We start from the raw sequence: 19,597 nt of genomic DNA on the forward strand, positions 1-19,597 counted from the left end.
CTACTTCTTCATCTGCTCCTTGAGCGCCGCAAGCTTTGCGAAGGGCGAATCGGGATCGATCGGCTTTTCCTTGCGCGGCGGGCGGGCTTCAAAGCTGCCGGACTGCGGTTTGCCGCCCCGCTCGGTGTTGCGCTCATGCGGGCGGTCGTTGCGGCGGTCACCGCGGTTGTCATTGCGACCGTCCGGCTTGCCGCCGCGGCCCTGATGCGGCTTGCGGTCGCCATCCTCGCGGCGAGCCTGTTGCGGCCGGCCTTGGCCTGCCTCGCCGGTCCCTTCGGCGCGCGGTTGGTGGCGGCCACCGCCGCGGCGTTGATCGCCCTGGCGCTGCTGGTCGCCGCTGCGTTCGCCGCGCTCGCCACCCTGGCGACGCGGACCACCCGGACGCTGGCCACGCTCGCGCTGAACCGCATCATTGCGCCCACCGGGGCGCCAGAGCAGGACCGGCTTGGCTTCGACCGGTTCGGCGCTCGGCGCATCCGCCACGGCCGACTCGGCGTTCGCCGCGTCAGCGCTTTGCGCTTCGTCCGCCGTTGCGTCATCGGCGGCCTGGGCATCGGCTGCCGAGGTCTCTCCTGCTTCAACCGGCGCCTCTTCTGCGGCGGCCGTCTCGGTGGAGGCGACGTCGGCAGCGGGCTCTTCGGTCGGCGTGCGGGTTTCGCCGCTGTCGGCCGTCTCAGCAGAGGCATCAGCCTCGGAGGAGGGCGCCTCAGCGGCGTCTGCTGCTGCGTTCGCTGCCGGCACCTGTGCGGCGTCGTGCTGGGCGAGGAAGGCCGCAGCCTCTTCCGCCTTCACCGCATCGGCCCGGTAGCCGAGACCCTTCAGGATCTCTTCCATGTCGTCCGGCGTCGCGCCGAGGATGGAAAGCATGGCGGTGGTCGCGACGAAGCGGCGTCCGTCATAGGCGCCATCCGGCCGTGCGCCGCTGCCCGGCTTCCACTGCAAGAGCGGACGGATGAGATCGGCAAGCCGCTCCAGGATATCGATGCGCACGGCGCGCTTGCCCAGGAAGCGGAAGCCGGCAAGCTTGTAGAACATGCGCTCGAAGGTGGGATCGGTGACGACCGAGGTGCGGCCGGCTGCCAGAACCGGGATCAGATCGCCGTAACCCGGCTTGTCGAGCCCGTCATTCTTCAGCGCCCAGAGGAGTGTGATGAGTTCGGCCGGAGCGGGCTTCAGGAGCGCCGGCATGAAAATGTGGTAGGCGCCGAAGCGGATGCCATGGCGACGCATGGAGGCGCGTGCCTCCTGGTCGAGCGACTTGACGTCGTCGGCAACATCGCGGCGGAACAGGACGCCCAGGTTTTCCACCAGCTGGAACGCCAATCCCTTGGCGAGACCCTGCAGGTCCTCGGCACGCGAGAGGTCGTCGAGCGGCTTCAGCACCGTTGCGATATGGTGGTTGACGAAGCGTTCGATGCGGGCGGCGACGTGGTCGCGGGCCGGGCCCGTCAACTGCTCGTCCGCCAGGATGATGACGCGCGGACGCATGATATGGTCGCTCGCGGCAAGCCGCGCCACGGGATCGCCCAGCCAGCGGACGAGGCCATCGGAGGCCAGAGCGAGATCGGCATTGCCGGAGGCATGCAGCCGGGCGGCGCGCGCCTCGAACTCCAGCGACAGCGCTTTCTGCGCTGCGCCCTGTGCGGCGCGCGCGTCCAGTCCATCCGTCGTCTGGGCGAGCGAGAACCGGAAGCCGGTCAGCTGTCCCACATGATGTCCCTCGACAAAGACGTCGCCGTTCACACTGATTTCCGCTTCCAGCATCGCATTCTCTCTCAGCCGCTTCATGAGAACGGATGTCCTGCGGTCAACGAAGCGTTTCGTCAACCTTTCATGCAGAGCGTCGGACAGCCGATCTTCGATTTCTCGCGTCTTTTCCTGCCAGTGTGTCGGATCGGCCAGCCAACCCGGGCGGTTCGAGACGTAAGTCCAGGTTCTTATTTGCGCGATTCGCGCCGACAATGTGTCGATCTCGCCATCCGTGTGGTCCGCGCGGCGGACCTGTTCGGACAGGAAATCCTCGTTCACCGTGCCGCGACGCACCAGATCGGTGTAGATCGTCGCGATCAGTTCGGCATGCTGGGCGGGCGCGATCCGGCGGTAGTCGGGCAGCGCGCAGGCCTCCCACAGCTTTTCCACCCGCTCGCGCGAGGAGGCAAGCGAACCGATCTCCGGATAGGCCGTCAGCACATCCAGCGCCTGCTGGTCGACGGCCGGCAGCGTCTTGGTCAGGCCCTGGACGGCCGGCGGCGTGTCGAGCGATTTCTTGAGGCTGGCAAGCGTCGAGAAATCGAGCGCCTTCGAGCGCCATTGCAGCACGCGGACGGGATCGAACTGATGCGCCTCGATGCGGTGAACCAGTTCGTCGTCGAACGGATCGACGCGCGAGGTGACGCCGAACGTGCCATCGCGCAGGTGCCGGCCGGCGCGGCCCGCGATCTGCGCCAGCTCGCTCGGGTTCAGGTTGCGGAACTGGAAGCCATCATATTTGCGGTCCTGGGCGAAGGCGACATGATCGACATCGAGGTTGAGGCCCATGCCGATCGCGTCGGTCGCCACCAGATATTCGACATCGCCGGCCTGGTAGAGCGCCACCTGGGCATTGCGGGTGCGCGGGCTGAGCGCGCCCAGCACCACGGCAGCCCCGCCACGCTGACGGCGGATCAGTTCGGCGATCGCATAGACCTCGTCGGCCGAAAAGGCGACGATGGCCGAGCGCTGCGGCAGGCGGGTGATCTTCTTGGAGCCGGCATAGAGCAGCTGCGACAGACGCGGCCGCTCCACCACGGTGATGCCGGGCAGCAATTGTTCGAGGATCGGCCGCATGGTGCCGGCGCCGAGCAGCAGCGTCTCGGAGCGGCCGCGCAGATGCAGCAGCCGATCGGTAAAGATATGGCCGCGCTCGAGGTCGCCGGCCAGCTGCACCTCGTCGATGGCGACGAACTCCGCCTTGGTCTCGCGCGGCATGGCTTCGACCGTGCAGACCGAATAGCGCGCCATGTGCGGGCTGATCTTTTCCTCGCCGGTCACAAGCGCGACATTGTGCAGGCCGACCCGCTCCACCAGCCGGGTATAGACCTCGCGTGCCAGGAGGCGAAGCGGCAGTCCGATGACGCCGGAGCCGTGGGCCACCATGCGCTCGATCGCGTAATGCGTCTTGCCGGTGTTGGTGGGACCGAGGACCGCGGTTACCCCGCGGCCGCTCAGGATCATCTGTTGATCGAGCACAGTCTGGACCTTGCATGCATCTGGCCCGCACTCACGGCGCGGATCCGGACACAGATGACGATGCTCCTGCCGGAAGACAAGAGCGGTGGGGCGAGAAAGCGGCACGGAGGCTGCCCGGCCGCCCTTCGCACTCAGACGAAGAACTGCCCGCCATTGGCCGACAGGGTGGAGCCGGTGATGAAGCCGGCATCATCGGAGGCCAGGAACACCACGCAGCGGGCGATCTCTTCCGGCTCTCCAAGCCGGCCAACGGGGATTTGCGGAATGATCCGTTCGGTCAGGACCTTTTCGGGGATCGCGCGCACCATTTCCGTTCCGATATAGCCTGGGCAGATCGCGTTGACGGTGATGCCCTTGGCCGCGCCTTCCTGGGCAAGCGCCTTGGTGAAGCCGAGATCGCCAGCCTTGGAGGCGGAATAATTCGCCTGGCCCATCTGCCCCTTCTGGCCGTTGATCGAGGAGATGTTGATGATTCGGCCGAAATTGCGGTCGCGCATGCTCGACCAGACCGGATGGGTCATGTTGAACAGGCCGTTGAGGTTGACATTGATCACCTCGGACCATTGCGCCGGCGTCATTTTGTGGAACATGGCGTCGCGCGTGATGCCGGCATTGTTGACCAGGATTTCAACCGGCCCAAGCGTTTCCTCGACCTTGGCGACCCCTGCGGCACAGCTCGAATAGTCGGACACGTCCCATTTGAACACCGGGATGCCGGTGACAGTGCTGAAGGCTTCGGCTGCCTCGTCATTGCCGGCATAATTGGCGGCAACCTTGTAGCCCGCCCCCTTGAGCCCCATGGAAATGGCCGCGCCAATGCCGCGCGTGCCGCCTGTTACCAAAGCAACCCTGCTCATCAAATCCTCCCCAACAAAGCGATGGCGTGAAAAAGGCCGCGGTCGCACCAGACCGCAGCAGGGACAGGAACGGCGGTCTCGACCTCAGAGACCTTCGACGCACATGGCAACGCCCATGCCGCCGCCGATGCACAGAGTTGCCAGGCCGCGCTTGGCGCCGCGCCGCTTCATCTCGAACAGCAGCGTGTTGAGCACGCGAGCGCCCGACGCGCCGATCGGATGGCCGATGGCAATGGCGCCGCCATTCACGTTGACGAGGCTCGTATCCCAGCCGAGATCCTTGTTGACCGCGCAGGCTTGGGCGGCGAAGGCTTCATTGGCCTCGATCAGTTCAAGATCGGCCACCGACCAGCCGGCCTTTTCCAGCGCCTTGCGGGAGGCGGGAATGGGCCCCGTGCCCATGATCTGCGGATCGACGCCGGCTGTGGCCCAGGACACGATCCGGGCGAGCGGCGCGATGCCCCGGCGGCTGGCTTCGTCCTCGCTCATCAGAAGCGCGGCGGCGGCGCCATCGTTGAGGCCGGAGGCATTGCCGGCCGTCACGGTGCCCTCCTTGTCGAAGGCAGGGCGCAGCTTCGCCATCGAATCGAGCGTCGCGCCGTGGCGGATATATTCGTCCTGGTCGACGGTCACATCGCCCTTGCGGGATTTGACAGTGAAGGGAATGATCTCGTCGGCAAAGCGGCCGGCTTTCTGGGCAGCTTCCGCCTTGTTCTGCGAGGCGAGCGCGAACTGGTCCTGCTCGTCGCGCGAGAGCTGCCATTTGCGGGCAATGTTTTCAGCCGTCGTGCCCATGTGATAGCCGTAGAACGCGTCCGTCAGCCCGTCCTTGATCATGGTGTCGACCATCTTCAGGTCGCCCATCTTCACGCCGCCGCGCAGATGCGCGCAATGCGGGGCCATGGACATGGATTCCATGCCGCCTGCCACAACGATGGACGCATCTCCGGTTGCAATCTGCTGCATGCCAATGGCCACCGCGCGCAGGCCCGAGCCGCAGAGCTGGTTAAGACCGAAAGCGGTCTTGCTGTCCGGAATACCGGCCTTGATGGCGGCCTGGCGCGCCGGGTTCTGTCCCTCGCCGGCGCCGAGCACTTGGCCCAGCACCACCTCGTCCACCTCTCCCGCCTCGACACCAGCGCGCTCCAGCACGCCCTTGATGACGGCGGCGCCCAGTTCATGGGCCGGTGTGGTGCCGAAAGCGCCGTTGAACGAGCCGACGGCGGTCCTGCCGGCGCTGGCGATGACGACGGACGAACTGCTCATGGGGGGTCTCCTCACGCTTGTTTATGATCAGACACTGACACAAGCGAGGCGCGCAAGTCAAACCGCAACCCTGCGGGCAATGCCAACCATCGTCGCCGCAGCGCACAAAGAGATTGTCATGCGGGAGTCTTTGCGGATATCCTCAAAAAGTCCAATAAAGACGGCAGCATGGGGAGAGGAGACCCTGATGGCGAAGAACGACGGCCAGATCGTTATCAAGAAATATGCCAACCGGCGCCTCTACAATACCGGAACAAGCACCTATGTGACGCTCGACGATTTGGCTGTCATGGTGAAGAAGGGTGACGAATTCACCGTGCAGGATGCCAAGAGCGGCGAAGATATCACCCATTCCGTTCTGACGCAGATCATCTTCGAACAGGAATCGAAGACCGGGAACACCTTGTTGCCCATCTCTTTCCTCCGACAGCTGATTTCCTTCTACGGCGACCAGATGCAGATGGTGGTGCCGAGCTATCTCGAACATTCCATGCAGGCTTTCACCGAGCAGCAGGTCCAGATGCGCGAGCAGATCAGCAAGGCCTTCGGCGATACGCCGCTTGGCAAGAATCTGCAGGTGCCGCTGCAGCTGGTGGAAGAGCAGGTCAAGCGCAACACCGACATGTTCCACCAGGCCATGCAGATGTTCTCGCCCTTCATGGCCGCCACGCCGCCGGTGCGCGAGCCGCGCAAGGCCGAGGCCAAGGATCTCGACGAGCTGAAGGAGCAGCTGCGGGCGCTGCAGACCAAGCTCGACAGCCTGACCTGAAGCTGCAAGCGCCTGCACAAACGAAAAAGGCCGGCATGAAGCCGGCCCAAATCATCGTCTGATCAAGGTCTTCGACGTTACGAAGAGGTCTTCGGCGTCAGAACCTGGCGGCCACGATACATGCCGGTCTTCAGGTCGACATGGTGCGGGCGGCGCAGTTCGCCGGAGTTCTTGTCTTCGATGTAGGTCGGAGCCTTCAACGCGTCGGCGGAACGGCGCATGCCGCGTCGGGACGGGCTCGTTTTTCTTTTCGGTACAGCCATGTCACACTCCAAATGTCGGGCAAAACACCGTTGGTCGGTCCGTTTCCGGCCGGGACAAACGGATGTCAATCTCGGAATTGGGGCGGCTTATACATGCCATGCCCCCACTTGACCAGTCCCCGGTGTCATTTTTTCAAGAGGGCCGTCGGCAAAAGCGATGCAGCGCTTACGCTTCGTCCTCAGGCACGATCCAGCTTTCCTGCAGCGCGTCTGCCTCCCAGGCCTGGAATGCCGGATGGCTCTTGACCGTCTGCATATAGCGGCGCGACCCCGCATCCTCGGTCAGTGCATAGATCTCGAAGCGGTTGACCACCGGCGCGAACATGGCATCGGCAGCCGAGAAGCGGCCGAAAAGAAAGGGTCCGCCGGAGGCCTCAAGCGCATCCCGCCAGATCGTTTCGATCCGCGCAACATCGGCCGCCACGCCGGCGGCGGTCTCCGGCGTAAGCGTCAGCGCACCCACCGGGCGACGAATGTTCATCGGGCAGGCACCGCGCAGGCTGCGAAAGCCGGACAGCATCTCCATCGAGACACTGCGCGCTACGGCGCGCGCGCCCGCATATGCCGGCCAGAGCCCGGCATTGGGGAAAAGCTCCGCCGCATATTCGATGATCGCCAGCGATTCCCAAATCCGGCGCGCCCCGTGGTGAAGCACCGGGACCCGGCCGGTGGGCGAGATCTCACGAAACTGCGCATTCCCGTTTGCAAAGTCGAAGGGGATCACCACATCGCGAAACGGAATGCCGCCAGCCTTCAACGCGATCCAGGGCCTGAACGACCAGGAAGAATAGTTCTTGTTGCCGACATAAAGAATGAGTTCGTCCATTGTCGCCTCCCCATGGTGTCGGCTGTGTTAGACCAGAGCCCCGGCGCTGCGACCAGCCAATTGCGCTGATGTCAGGGATAAAGACAGGTGATGTAATCGCCCGAGGCGCCGGCGCGCCGCTCGATCATCGCCGCCAGCCGTTTCAGCCCCCGGCCGGGCTTTCCGGCATTGCGGGTGATGGGGTTCGGCAGGGACACGGCAAGCAGGGCCGCCTGCCGACGGTTGAGCTTAGCGGCAGGAACGCCGAAATGGTACTGCGCCGCCGCCTCGGCTCCATAGATGCCGGGGCCCCATTCGGCGATGTTGAGATAAATCTCCATCAACCGCTTCTTGGACCAGACGAAGTCGGCGGCGAGGGCCAGCGGCAGTTCCATGCCCTTGCGAAGGAAAGAGCGGCCGTTCCAGAGAAACAGGTTCTTGGCCGTCTGCATGGGAATGGTGCTGGCGCCGCGGGTCGCCTCGCCCTCGAGCGCATCGTCCACCACGCCGCGCATCTGCACCCAGTCGACGCCGGCATGCATGCAGAACTGGCCATCCTCAGACGACATGACCGAGCGGACGAGATGCGGCGAGATCTGCTCGAAAGGCACCCAGCGCCGGTCATAGCCGCTGAAGGTGACGAGATCGCGCAGCATCAGGGTGGAGACCGGGTGAACCAGGTTGGGCGTGTAAAGCAGGATCAGCGCATAGGGCAGAAGCAGGACAACGAGCAGCACGGCGAGAAGCTGGCGCCAGCGGCGCTTCACCCAAGTCGATGACCGCCTGCTCACGCCGCCCGACCGCACGTCCTGCTCCTCGCGCGTTTCCGGTGCGATATCCAATCCAGCCGTCCCGCCCTCGACCCGTTGCTCTTTCCCGTCATAGAACATGCAGGGGCGAAATTGAACGGCTTTCTCGGGACGATCCCCTGTGCCGTCGGCCGGGGCCGCGGCGCGACGGGCGTCAAGCCCATTGCCAGTCCGGCGCCGGCCGTGCCAAACAGCCGGCATGAGCCAGTCCGACACGCTTTTCCAAACCCGCCTGCGCGACCATGCCGAGATGGTGGCCACCTGCTTGACAGGCCTGCTCGGTGGCGATCCGCAGAGCGATGAGATCGTCCGCCCGGCGCCGCTTCTTGCGGCCATGCGCCACGGCGTGCTGAACGGCGGCAAACGGCTGCGGCCTTTCCTTGTGCTGGAATCGGCAGCTTTGTTCGGTGGTTCGGCAGAGGTGGCGTTACGGGTCGGGGCGGCGCTTGAATGCATTCACTGCTATTCGCTGGTCCATGACGATCTGCCGGCTATGGATGACGATGCGCTGCGCCGCGGCCAGCCGACCGTCCATATCGCCTATGGCGAGGCCAATGCCATCCTGGCCGGCGATAGCCTGCTGACGCTGGCCTTCGATAGTCTCGCGGCTCCGGAGACGGTGACCGAGGATTCGGTCAAGGTCGCCCTTATCCTGGCCCTGTCGCGCGCGGCCGGCCTTGGCGGCATGGCGGGTGGCCAGGCGCTGGATCTGATGGCGGAGAGCGAGCAGCCGGATGAGGAAGGCATCGTGCGCCTTCAGGCGATGAAGACCGGCGCGCTGATCCGCTTCGCCTGCGAGGCCGGGGCCATCCTGTCAAAGGCAAGCGCGGAGGATCGGGCCCGGCTGCGCCGTTTCGGCGAAATCATCGGTCGCGCCTTCCAGCTTGCCGACGACGTGCTGGACCTGACGGCCGATGCGGCGACGCTCGGCAAGGCAACCGGCAAGGATGCCGATCGCGGCAAAGCCACGCTTGTCGCGCGCCGCGGTCTCGACTGGGCGGAAGCGGAGCTCGCCAGGTTGGTGGCGGAAGCCAGTGCGCTGCTTGCCCCCTATGGCGAACGTGCCGATGTGCTGCTTGCCGCTGCCCGCTTCGTGGCGAACCGGCGCCACTGAGCGACGAGGCCTATTCAGCGGCGGCCTGGCCCTGGCCGAAGCGCTTCTCGATATAGTCGGCGACCAGCTGCTCGAAATCGCCGGCGATGTTCGTGCCGCGAATGGTCAGTGCCTTCTTGCCGTCGATGTAAACGGGTGCGGCCGGCAGCTCGCCGGTGCCGGGGAGAGAAATGCCGATATCGGCATGCTTGCTTTCGCCGGGACCGTTGACGATGCAGCCCATCACCGCGACCTTCAGCCCCTCGACCCCTGGATACTTCTCGCGCCAGACCGGCATGTTGCGGCGGATATCGTCCTGGATTTTCTGGGCGAGCTCCTGGAACACGGTCGAGGTCGTGCGCCCGCAGCCCGGACAGGCGGCGACGACCGGGATGAACTGGCGGAAGCCCATGACCTGAAGAAGCTCCTGCGCCACCTGCACCTCGCGGGTGCGATCGCCGCCGGGCTCGGGGGTCAGCGAGATGCGGATGGTATCGCCGATGCCCTGCTGCATCAGGATGCCGAGCGACGCGGAGGAGGCGACGATGCCCTTCGAGCCCATGCCGGCCTCGGTCAACCCCAGATGCAGCGCATGGTTGGAGCGCGAGGACAGCATGGCATAGACCGAGATCAGGTCCTGAACATTGGACACCTTGGCCGAAAGGATGATGCGGTTGCGCGGCAGGCCGATCTCTTCGGCAAGTTCGGCCGAAATCAGCGCCGACTGGACGATCGTCTCGCGCATGACCTCCTGCGCGGTCAGGGGAAAGCCCTTCTCCTGATTGTCGTTCATCAGCCGGGTCAGGAGTTCCTGGTCGAGCGAGCCCCAGTTGACGCCGATGCGCACCGGCTTGTCGAATTCGATCGCGCGTTCGATGATCGCTGCGAACTGACGGTCCTTCTTGTCCTTGAAGCCGACATTGCCGGGATTGATGCGGTACTTCGCAAGCGCCTCGGCGCAGGCCGGATGATCGGCGAGCAGCTTGTGGCCGATATAGTGGAAATCGCCGATCAGCGGCACATCGAGGCCAAGGCGCTCCAGCCGCTCACGGATTTTTGGGACGGCGCGCGCGCTTTCGTCGCGGTCGACCGTGATGCGCACCAGTTCCGATCCCGCGCGGTGAAGCGCTGCCACCTGGGCGACCGTCGCATCCACATCGGCCGTATCTGTGTTGGTCATGGATTGCACGACGACGGGCGCACCGCCGCCGACAATGACCCCGCCGACATCCACCGCAACGGTGGCCCGGCGCGGCTGCGGCTCGAAAGCAAACGAAGTCGACATGAAGTCCTCGTACAGTCCCGGTCGATCGGCCCGCCTGAGGTGGAGGAGGATCGCCGCCTTGTCAATGTTTCCGACCATCAAGAGGCGGCGTTTTCAAGGCGACGACCGGACGTGAGGGCCGATCAGTCCTTGGCGGCGTCCGCGTGAACGGTAAGACCCGAGAGCGCCAGCACCACCAGGAAGAGCAGCGGAATGCAGGTGAAGATCAGCGAGAAGCCGGTATGTTCGGCGATGAAGCCGATCAGCGACGGCGCGAACAGGATGCCGGAATAGCCCATGAAGGTGACGACGGAGAGGCCGATTCCCGGTGCCAGCCCCGGCATGTTGCCGGCGGCGGAAAAGGCGATCGGCACCATGTTGGAAATGCCGATGCCGGCAATGGCAAAGCCGATGATGGCGATGGTCGAGGAGGGCGCGAGTCCCGCCGTCACCATGCCGATCAGGGCGAGAACCGTGCACACCCGCAGCGTCTTCACGGCGCCGAACCGGTCGCGCACGTGGTCGCCGGCAAAACGCATGATGGCCATGGTGGCCGAGAAGGCGGCGAAGCCGAAGCCGGACAGCGCCGTGGAAGCGCCGAGCTCGTTGCGCATGTAGAGCGCGCTCCAGTCGATGATCGAGCCTTCCGGTACCATGGAGAACAGCGCGACGATGCCGATCAGCCAGGGAAGGGGCGTCATGGGCAGCGCGAGCTTCTCCTTCTCCGCCTCGGGATGCGGCTGGTCGGCAAGCATCATCGGCCAGGCGACTGCGATCACCGCCAAGCCGGCGACCATGACGAAGGCCGCATGCGCCACCTCGCCGAAACCGGCGATCAACGGGCCGCCCAGCGCCGCGCCGATCAGCGCGCCCAGGCTCCAATAGGCATGGCAGGACGACATGATGGCGCGGCGCATCTGCTTCTCGACCGCGACCGCGTTGGCATTCATCGCCACATCCATGGCGCCGACGAAGCCGCCGAGCGCGAAGAGCACGACGAAGGAGAGCGGCAGATTGGGCACGAGGCTGAGGATCAGCAGGATCGGCGCCAGAACAACGGCGAGCGAGCGGGTGATGGGCATGGAGCCCAGGCGAGAGATGAAACCGCCGGCAATCGGCATGAAGACGAGAGAGCCGATGCCGAAGGTGAGGATCAGCAGACCCACCGTGCCCTCGTCGATCATCAGCCGATCCTTCAGCACCGGGATCTTCGGCGCCCAGCTTCCAACGACGAAGCCGTTCATCAGGAACATCAGCGACACGGCAAGCCGTGTCTTGGGCATGTAGGCGGAGCGGGGGGCTTCCGCGGCCATGGTATTTCGGTCTGTCATTCCTGTCTCCCGGCCGCCCGGCGGCCTTGTCTACTCGTCAGGCGCTCTGTGACACTGCAGCGGCATGCAGCAGATGGACGCCCGTTTCTGTGAAGGCCTTTGATAGGGGGGCAGGAGCGTCGCCCTCCAGCACCAGCGTCAGGCCAGGGCCGCATGCGGCGATGGCGAAGGGCTCGCAAAGACCGAGCTTCTCGTTCGTCGCCGCAACCAGAACGGAACCGCTGCGCGCGGCGGCGGCGCGCTTGAACTCCGCATCCTCGTAGACAAGGCCGGTCAGACCTGCCTTCGGATCGAGGCCGCAGGCGCCCAGAATGCAGAGATCCGGCCGCAGCGCTTCGAGGTCGCGCTCCGCGCGAGCGCCGATCGCGGCGCCGACATGCCGGTCGATGCGCCCGCCGATGGTGATGACGTCGATTTTCGGATGGTCGAGCGCGGCCATGGCGATGGCCGGCATATTGGTCGAAAGCGTCAGCGTCAGATGCAGCGGAATGGCCCGGACAATGGCAAGATTGGTGGACCCCGCATCCACGAAGAGCGTCATGCCGTCCTTCAGAACGGTGACGGCCTTGGCGGCGAGGGTGGCCTTGCGACCGGGCGAGTCGCCGATGCGGACGGAGAAGGGCTGCTCCTGCGGGAGGGCGAGCGCGCCTCCATAGACACGCTGGCAGAGGCCAGCGGCGGCCATCTCCCGCAAATCGCGACGCACCGTATCCTCGGACACGCCGAAGAGCCGGGCCAGATCGCCCGCGAGGACCCGTCCGGTTTCCTGAAGGCGGCGGCGAATGGCGTCCTGGCGCTCCCGGGACAAGAGATCGGATGACATGGTGAAGAATCGTGCATGAATCGGCACGAACATGCATAAACGATTTCTCGATGATCGCAACCGCCTCTTTCGGCGAGGGCACGACCATGCTTCAACCGAGATGGATAGCGAGCGCAGGGGTGGAGATGATCGAAGGAATTGCATGGCTGCTTGGCTTTCAGCTGATCGGCGAGGTTCTCTCCTATGCGGGCGGGCGCCATGTGCCCGGTCCGGTGATCGGCCTGGCGCTGTTGGCGCTGGCCCTGGTCCTCCTCAAGCGGCGCCGGCTCGGTCAGCGGATGGAGGCGCGCAGCGGTCAGGTCGCCGACGGGCTGCTTGCCAATCTCGGCGTGCTCTTCGTACCGGCCGGTGTCGGCATCATCCAGCATCTCGATCTCGTCCGCGCTTTCGGACTGCCGATTCTGGCCGCGATCCTGCTCACCACAGTGGCGACCCTCGTCGTGACCGTCTGGGTCTTCCTTCTGGTCAAGAGGGCCGAGCAGCGCTGGAGGCGGAAATGATGGCAGCAGGTGATTCGGGACTCTGGGTCTATCTGGCAGCCACGCCGCTCTTCTGGCTGACGGCAACGCTGACCGCCTGGATCGCCGCGACCGCGATCGCCAGGCGCTGCAGCGGACATCCGCTCGTCAATCCCGTGCTGATCTCGGTGGTGCTGGTCGGGCTGGTGCTGGTCGGCGCCGGCATCGACTACGCGACCTATTTTCAAGGCGCGCAGTTCATCCATTTCCTGCTCGGGCCGGCCACGGTGGCGCTCGCCGTGCCACTCGTGCGTCAGGCGCGGCTGGTGGCGCAGAACCTGCTGCCGATGCTGGCCGCGCTTGCGGCAGGCAGCGTCACGGCGGTGCTCTCGGTGCTTGCCTGCGGCTGGGCCTTCGGCTTCCCACCGTCGGTGGTCATTTCCATGGCGCCGAAGTCCTCGACCGCCGGCGTCGCCATGGCGATTTCAGAGGGGCTCGGCGGCGATCCGGGGCTGACGGCGGTCTTCGTGATCTTCACCGGCATTACCGGGGCCGTGATCGTCACCGGCCTGATGAACCGCATGCGGATCACCGATTATGCCGCTCGCGGTTTTGCCGCCGGCCTCGCCTCGCACGGCATCGGCACCGCGCGCGCCTTCCAGGTGGATCCCGTCGCCGGTCTCTTCGCTGGCATCGCCATGGCCCTGAATGCCGTGGTGACCGCGCTCATCGTACCGCTGTTTCTCTAACGAAAAATGGGCGGGGACATCCTTCCCGCCCGCTGGTCTCGTGTCGCTTGGTTGCCGTCGCTCAGGCGAAAACGATCAGCAGGTCCTTGGCGTCGATCTGGTCGCCGGCCTTGACCAGAACTTCGGCGATCGTCGCATCCTTCTCGGCATGCAGCGCCGTCTCCATCTTCATCGCTTCGATGGAGAGCAGCACGTCGCCGGCCTTGACGCTCTGGCCTGCGGAGACCGCAACTGTCGAGACCACGCCCGGCATCGGCGCGCCGAGCTGGGTCGCAGCACCGGCCTCGGCCTTGCGGCGGGTGATGGTGGTGGCGGCACGGTTGCGATCCGGCACCTTGATCAGCCGCGGCTGGCCGTTCAGTTCGAAGAACACCTTGACCATGGCCTGGTCGTCCGGCTCGCTGCGGGCCTGGTGCTGGATGACCAGCGACTTGCCCTTCTCGATCTCCGGCATCAGCTCCTCGCCGGTCGCCAGGCCGTAGAAATAAGCAGGCGTCGGCAGCACCGAGACCGGGCCGTACATGTCGGAGGCCTGGGCGAAATCGGTGAAGACCTTCGGATACATGAGATAGGAGGCGAACTCATAATCCGAAACGGCACGACCGAGCTTGGTCTCGATCTCCTTGCGCTCGGAATCGAGATCGGCGTCGGGCAACAGCGATCCTGGACGCTCCGTATAGGCCGCCTCGCCCTTCAGCGCCTTCTTCTGCAGCGCCTCCGGCCATCCGCCCGGCGGCTGGCCGAGATCGCCCTTCAGCATGGAAACGACCGATTCGGGGAAGGAGACGTCCTTGGCCGGGTTCTCGACATCGGCGACCGAAAGATCCTGGCTCACCATCATCAGCGCCATATCGCCCACCACCTTGGAAGACGGGGTGACCTTGACGATATCGCCGAACATCTGGTTGGCATCGGCATAGGCTTGGGCGACCTTGTGCCACTTGGTCTCGAGCCCGAGCGAGCGCGCCTGTTCCTTCAAGTTCGTGAACTGGCCACCCGGCATCTCGTGCAGATAGACCTCCGAGGCCGGACCCTTCAGGTCGCTTTCGAAGGCCGCATATTGGTAGCGCACCGCTTCCCAGTAGAAGGAGATGCGGCGGATCCATTCCGGGTCGAGCCCCGGGTCGCGCTCCGAGCCGGCCAGCGCCTCGACGATCGAGCCGAGGCAGGGCTGCGAGGTGTTGCCGGACAGCGCATCCATGGCGGCATCGACCACATCGACGCCGGACTCGACCGCCGCCAGAACGGTGGCCGCGGCAATGCCGGAGGTGTCGTGCGTGTGGAAATGGATGGGCAGATCGGTCGCTTCCCGCAGCGCCTTGAAGAGCACGCGGGCCGCAGCCGGCTTCAGAAGCCCGGCCATGTCCTTGACCGCGATCATATGCGCGCCGGCGGCTTCCAGCTCGGCAGCCAGCGCGGTGTAGTATTTCAGGTCGTATTTCGGGCGCGCGGCATTGAGCAGATCGCCCGTGTAGCAGATCGCGGCTTCGCAGATCCGGTTCTCTTCGTTCACCGCATCCATGGAGACGCGCATGTTCTCGACCCAGTTCAGGCAGTCGAAGACGCGGAACACGTCGATGCCGCCCTGCGCGGCCTGGCGCACGAAATATTTGACGACGTTGTCAGGATAATTCTTGTAGCCAACGCCGTTGGCGCCGCGCAGCAGCATCTGCAGAAGCAGGTTCGGCGCGTCCTCGCGGATCCGGGCCAGACGGTCCCAGGGATCTTCGGTCAGGAAGCGCATGGAAACGTCGAAGGTGGCCCCGCCCCAGCATTCGAGCGAGAAGAGCTGCGGCAGTGCGCGGGCATAGGTGCCGGCGATGCGGGCGATGTCATAGGTCCGCATGCGGGTGGCGAGCAGCGACTGGTGGCCGTCGCGCATGGTGGTGTCGGTCATCAGCACGCGGCGTTCGCCACGCACCCATTCGGCGAATTTCTTCGGGCCGAGCTCGTCGAGCTTCTGCTTGGTGCCAGGTGTGATCGGCCCTTCGATAAAGGGAACGACCGGCTTGGCGATCTCGGCCGAGGGGCGCGGGCGGCCCTTGGCTTCCGGATGGCCGTTGACCGTCACGTCGGCGAGATAGGTGAGCAGCTTGGTCGCGCGGTCCTGGCGCTTGACCTGCTGGAAGAGTTCGGGCGTCGTGTCGATGAAGCGCGTCGTGTAGCTGTTGTCGCGGAACTTCGGATGGCGGATGATCGCTTCCAGGAAAGTAAGGTTGGTCGCCACGCCGCGGATGCGGAATTCGCGCAGCGCGCGCTCCATGCGGGTGATCGCCTCTTCCGGTGTCGGCGCCCAGGCCGTGACCTTGACCAGCAGCGGATCGTAATAGCGGGTGATCACCGCGCCCGGATAGGCCGTGCCGCCGTCCAGGCGGATGCCGAAACCGGCCGCCGAGCGATAGCCGGTGATGCGGCCATAATCGGGAATGAAGTTCTGGTCGGGATCTTCCGTCGTGATGCGGCATTGCATGGCATTGCCGTTCAGCCGGATCTCTTCCTGGCGCGGAACGCCGCTTTCCGGCGTGCCGATCGCATGGCCGTCAAGAATGTGGATCTGCGCCTTGACGATATCGATGCCGGTGACGACCTCGGTCACCGTATGCTCGACCTGGATGCGCGGGTTGACTTCGATGAAGTAGAATTTGCCCGTGTCCATATCCATCAGATATTCGACCGTGCCGGCGCCGATATAGTTGGTCGCCTTGGCGATGCTGGTCGAATAGCCGGCCAGTTCCTGGCGCTGGGCCTCGGTCAGATAGGGGGCTGGCGCGCGTTCGACGACCTTCTGGTTGCGGCGCTGGACCGAACAGTCGCGCTCGAACAGATGCACGACATTGCCATGGGTGTCGCCCAGGATCTGGCTTTCGACGTGGCGGGCGCGTTCCACCAGCTTTTCGAGATAGACCTCGTCCTTGCCGAAGGCAGCCATTGCCTCGCGCTTGGCTTCCGTCACCTCGCGCAGCAGGTCCTTCGGATCGCGGATGGCGCGCATGCCGCGCCCACCGCCGCCCCAGGAGGCCTTGAGCATGACCGGATAGCCGATTTCATCGGCGAGCCGGCGGATTTCCTCCGGATCGTCGGGGAGGGGATCGGTGGCCGGAACCACGGGAACGCCAATTTCGATGGCGAGATTGCGCGCTGCCACCTTGTTGCCGAGCCGGCGCATCGTGTCGCCCGTCGGGCCGATGAAGATGATGCCGGCTTCCTTGCAGGCATCCACGAATTCCGGGCTTTCCGAAAGAAGGCCATAGCCCGGATGAATGGCGTCGGCGCCCGACAGCTTGGCGACGCGGAGGATTTCCTCGATCGAGAGATAGCTTTCGATCGGCCCGAGATCGCGCGAAAGATGCGGGCCGCGGCCGATCTGGTAGCTCTCGTCGGCCTTGAAGCGGTGCAGCGCCAGCTTGTCTTCCTCTGCCCAGACGGCGACGGTCTTGAGACCGAGCTCGTCGGCGGCACGGAACACACGGATTGCGATCTCGGAGCGATTCGCAACAAGGATTTTCTGAATGGGCAAGGAACGCTCCTCCTGGAACTCGACCGGCAGATGCTGCAGCGCGACAAAGAGTTTTAGCGACTCATTTTCACCCTTGGCAATAGGCATCTGCGTTTGCCAAAGGTCGCTTATGGGTTTCCGCCATGTCTGGCTTGGACTGTCAGGTCTTCCCGTTTGGTGGTCGGCAGTCTTCACCGCGCAACGCCGAGAAACGTAAAAGACAGAATCGCTTGCCGCGTCGCAGCATGAAGGGCGCGTTCAGGGGCCATTCATGTTGCGGGTGCGATAGTCCGCCCCGTAGTCATGAAACCATGCTGCGCTTGACCCTTTGAAAGAGGGTGGGACGCAGCCGACGCTCCGGGCCGCTCTGGCCGGAGACCGGCAGCACTCGGCCTTACGGTCGAGCACAGCGGGGGCCATGACGGGACATGGGGCACCAGCCTCGATCCGGTGGCAAGCGCGAAGCGGCGCGGCTTTCCGGGCCGGCCGGGAACCCACCGTCCGATTGCAGGTTCCATGCCCCGCCCGGGGCGAATGGTCGGTCCGGGTGCGGCAAGGCAGGTTCCCACGAGGGGATAAGACAGTGTCACTGTTCCAGATCTATGCGAGAGCCCTGAGTTATCTCGCCGTTCACAAGATGCGGGTCTCCGCGATCGTGATCGCCAACATCATCCTGGCGGCTATCACCATCGCCGAGCCGATCCTGTTCGGCCGGATCATCAACGCGATCTCGACCCAGACCTCCGTTACCTCCGACCTGATCCTCTGGGCGACGCTCGCTCTGTTCAACACCGTGGCCTTCGTTCTGGTCGCCCGCGAGGCGGACCGGTTGGCGCATACGCGTCGGTCGACCCTGATCACCGAAGCCTTCGGCCGCATCATCTCCATGCCGCTTTCCTGGCACAGCCAGCGCGGGACCTCCAACGCGCTGCACACCCTGCTGCGCGCTTGCGAAACGCTGTTCGGCCTCTGGCTCGAATTCATGCGCGAACATCTTTCGACCGCCGTGGCGCTGATGCTGCTGGTGCCGACCGCCTTTGCGATGGACTATCGCCTGTCGCTGGTTCTCGTCGTCCTCGGCACGCTCTATGTCGTCATCGGCAAGGTCGTCATGGCAAAGACCAAGGACGGCCAAGCCGCCGTCGAGGGTCATTATCACACCGTCTTCGGCCATGTGTCGGATGCCATCAGCAACGTGTCGGTCGTGCACAGCTACAACCGCATCGAGGCGGAAACCCGTGAGCTCAAGGCCTATACGCAGCGCCTGATGTCGGCCCAGCTGCCGGTGCTCGACTGGTGGGCTCTGGCCAGCGGCCTGAACCGCATCGCCTCCGCCCTGTCGATGATGACCATCCTCGTCATCGGTGCCCTGCTCGTTCAGCGCGGCGAACTGGGTGTCGGCGAAGTCGTGGCCTTCATCGGCTTTGCAAACCTCCTGATCGGCCGTCTCGACCAGATGAAGAACTTCGTCAACCAGATCTTCGAAGCCCGTGCCAAGCTGGAAGACTTCTTCCGCCTGGAGGACAGCGTCAAGGACCGCGAAGAGCCGGCCGATACTGCCGCTCTGGACCAGGTGGCCGGTGATGTCGAATTCCGCGACCTCACCTACCATTTCCCCGGCACCACGGATGGCCTGCATGGCATCAACTTCAAGGTCAAGGCCGGCCAGACGATCGCGATCGTCGGTCCGACCGGCTCCGGCAAGACCACGCTGATCAACATGCTGCAGCGTGTCCACGAGCCGACCGCCGGCCAGGTGCTGATCGATGGCGTCGATGTCTCCACCGTGACCCGCAAGTCGCTGCGCAGCTCGATCGCCACCGTCTTCCAGGATGCCGGCCTGCTCAACCGGTCGATCGCGGACAATATCCGCCTCGGCCGGGAGGATGCCACGCTGGACGACGTCAAGCAGGCTGCCGAAGCGGCTGCCGCCTCCGGCTTCATCGAAAGCCGCGACACGGGCTACGACACCCGCGTCGGCGAACGCGGCAACCGCCTCTCCGGCGGCGAGCGCCAGCGTATCGCCATCGCCCGGGCGATCCTGAAGAATGCCCCGATCCTCGTGCTCGACGAAGCCACCTCGGCGCTCGATGTCGAGACCGAGAACCGGGTGAAGGATGCGATCGACAATCTGCGCAAGGATCGCACCACCTTCATCATCGCCCACCGCCTGTCGACGGTGCGCGAGGCGGATATGGTGGTCTTCATGGACCACGGCCGCATCGTGGAAATGGGCGGGTTCGACGAACTCAGCCAGTCCAACGGCCGCTTCGCCGCCCTTCTGCGCGCATCGGGCATCTTGACGGACGAAGACGTCCGCCGCGCCCACGCCGCAGCGGCCTAAGTCAACGGCATCGGATCAAGACCGAAAGCCTCGCCTGATGGC

15 protein-coding genes are annotated in these 19,597 nt (G+C 64.9%); 5 read left to right on the forward strand and 10 right to left on the reverse strand.

Going from position 1 to position 19,597, the window contains the following annotated elements; genetic code table 11:
* The 3 genes from U8330_RS19565 to U8330_RS19575 form a co-directional block, all read right to left on the reverse strand.
* Positions 1 to 3,213 (reverse strand): helicase-related protein, encoded by a 3,213-nt coding sequence (locus U8330_RS19565; RefSeq protein WP_323107377.1) that lies wholly within the window; start codon positions 3,211 to 3,213, stop codon positions 1 to 3.
* A gap of 146 nt (positions 3,214 to 3,359) precedes the next feature.
* Positions 3,360 to 4,085: a beta-ketoacyl-ACP reductase gene (locus U8330_RS19570; protein WP_323106926.1), complete on the reverse strand. Its 726-nt coding sequence runs from the start codon at positions 4,083 to 4,085 to the stop codon at positions 3,360 to 3,362.
* A gap of 84 nt (positions 4,086 to 4,169) precedes the next feature.
* Positions 4,170 to 5,351, reverse strand: a complete 1,182-nt coding sequence (locus U8330_RS19575; protein WP_323106927.1) for an acetyl-CoA C-acetyltransferase — start codon at positions 5,349 to 5,351, stop codon at positions 4,170 to 4,172.
* 187 nt (positions 5,352 to 5,538) lie between these two features.
* Here U8330_RS19575 and phaR point away from each other — a divergent pair, with 187 nt between their 5' ends.
* Positions 5,539 to 6,120: a polyhydroxyalkanoate synthesis repressor PhaR gene (phaR, locus tag U8330_RS19580; protein ID WP_323106928.1), complete on the forward strand. Its 582-nt coding sequence runs from the start codon at positions 5,539 to 5,541 to the stop codon at positions 6,118 to 6,120.
* 77 nt (positions 6,121 to 6,197) lie between these two features.
* Here phaR and rpmF read toward each other — a convergent pair whose 3' ends face one another.
* The 3 genes from rpmF to mtgA form a co-directional block, all read right to left on the reverse strand.
* Positions 6,198 to 6,383, reverse strand: coding sequence for a 50S ribosomal protein L32 (gene rpmF, locus U8330_RS19585; protein ID WP_323106929.1), 186 nt, complete (start codon positions 6,381 to 6,383; stop codon positions 6,198 to 6,200).
* Positions 6,384 to 6,549: 166 nt separating this feature from the next.
* The gene (locus tag U8330_RS19590) at positions 6,550 to 7,209 is read right to left on the reverse strand and encodes a glutathione S-transferase family protein (RefSeq protein ID WP_323106930.1); all 660 of its coding nucleotides are present in this window, start codon (positions 7,207 to 7,209) and stop codon (positions 6,550 to 6,552) included.
* A 71-nt stretch (positions 7,210 to 7,280) separates the two neighbouring features.
* Positions 7,281 to 8,078: a monofunctional biosynthetic peptidoglycan transglycosylase gene (gene mtgA / locus U8330_RS19595; protein ID WP_323107378.1), complete on the reverse strand. Its 798-nt coding sequence runs from the start codon at positions 8,076 to 8,078 to the stop codon at positions 7,281 to 7,283.
* Positions 8,079 to 8,196: 118 nt separating this feature from the next.
* Here mtgA and U8330_RS19600 point away from each other — a divergent pair, with 118 nt between their 5' ends.
* The gene (locus U8330_RS19600) at positions 8,197 to 9,111 is read left to right on the forward strand and encodes a farnesyl diphosphate synthase (RefSeq protein ID WP_323106931.1); all 915 of its coding nucleotides are present in this window, start codon (positions 8,197 to 8,199) and stop codon (positions 9,109 to 9,111) included.
* A gap of 10 nt (positions 9,112 to 9,121) precedes the next feature.
* Here the strand turns inward: U8330_RS19600 and ispG are convergent, their stop codons facing one another.
* The 3 genes from ispG to U8330_RS19615 all read right to left on the reverse strand — a co-directional run bounded on the left by ispG (position 9,122) and on the right by U8330_RS19615 (position 12,508).
* A complete protein-coding gene (ispG, locus tag U8330_RS19605; protein ID WP_323106932.1) occupies positions 9,122 to 10,375 on the reverse strand; it encodes a flavodoxin-dependent (E)-4-hydroxy-3-methylbut-2-enyl-diphosphate synthase in 1,254 nt (417 codons plus the stop codon).
* Positions 10,376 to 10,497: 122 nt separating this feature from the next.
* Positions 10,498 to 11,685 carry an MFS transporter gene (locus tag U8330_RS19610; RefSeq protein WP_323106933.1) on the reverse strand — a complete coding sequence of 396 codons (1,188 nt, stop codon included), beginning with the start codon at positions 11,683 to 11,685 and terminating at the stop codon, positions 10,498 to 10,500.
* Positions 11,686 to 11,722: 37 nt separating this feature from the next.
* On the reverse strand, positions 11,723 to 12,508 hold the full coding sequence (locus U8330_RS19615; protein WP_323106934.1) for a DeoR/GlpR family DNA-binding transcription regulator: 786 nt from the start codon (positions 12,506 to 12,508) through the stop codon (positions 11,723 to 11,725).
* A 125-nt stretch (positions 12,509 to 12,633) separates the two neighbouring features.
* On the opposite strand from U8330_RS19615, the gene U8330_RS19620 reads away from it, so the two are divergent.
* Together U8330_RS19620 and U8330_RS19625 are read left to right on the forward strand one after the other, a co-directional pair.
* Positions 12,634 to 13,008, forward strand: a complete 375-nt coding sequence (locus U8330_RS19620) for a CidA/LrgA family protein (RefSeq protein ID WP_323106935.1) — start codon at positions 12,634 to 12,636, stop codon at positions 13,006 to 13,008.
* On the forward strand, positions 13,008 to 13,715 hold the full coding sequence (locus U8330_RS19625) for an LrgB family protein (protein ID WP_323107379.1): 708 nt from the start codon (positions 13,008 to 13,010) through the stop codon (positions 13,713 to 13,715). The genes U8330_RS19620 and U8330_RS19625 overlap by 1 nt, the downstream gene beginning before the upstream one ends.
* A 61-nt stretch (positions 13,716 to 13,776) precedes the next feature.
* On the opposite strand, the gene pyc is transcribed toward U8330_RS19625, so the two are convergent.
* Positions 13,777 to 17,232, reverse strand: a complete 3,456-nt coding sequence (pyc, locus tag U8330_RS19630) for a pyruvate carboxylase (RefSeq protein WP_323106936.1) — start codon at positions 17,230 to 17,232, stop codon at positions 13,777 to 13,779.
* A gap of 562 nt (positions 17,233 to 17,794) precedes the next feature.
* Between pyc and U8330_RS19635 the strand changes: the two genes are divergently transcribed.
* Positions 17,795 to 19,555, forward strand: coding sequence for a glucan ABC transporter ATP-binding protein/ permease (locus tag U8330_RS19635; protein WP_323106937.1), 1,761 nt, complete (start codon positions 17,795 to 17,797; stop codon positions 19,553 to 19,555).
* Positions 19,556 to 19,597: the final 42 nt, after the last annotated feature.

It is taken from the genome of Rhizobium sp. CC-YZS058 (assembly GCF_034720595.1).
Classification (GTDB): domain Bacteria; phylum Pseudomonadota; class Alphaproteobacteria; order Rhizobiales; family Rhizobiaceae; genus Ferranicluibacter.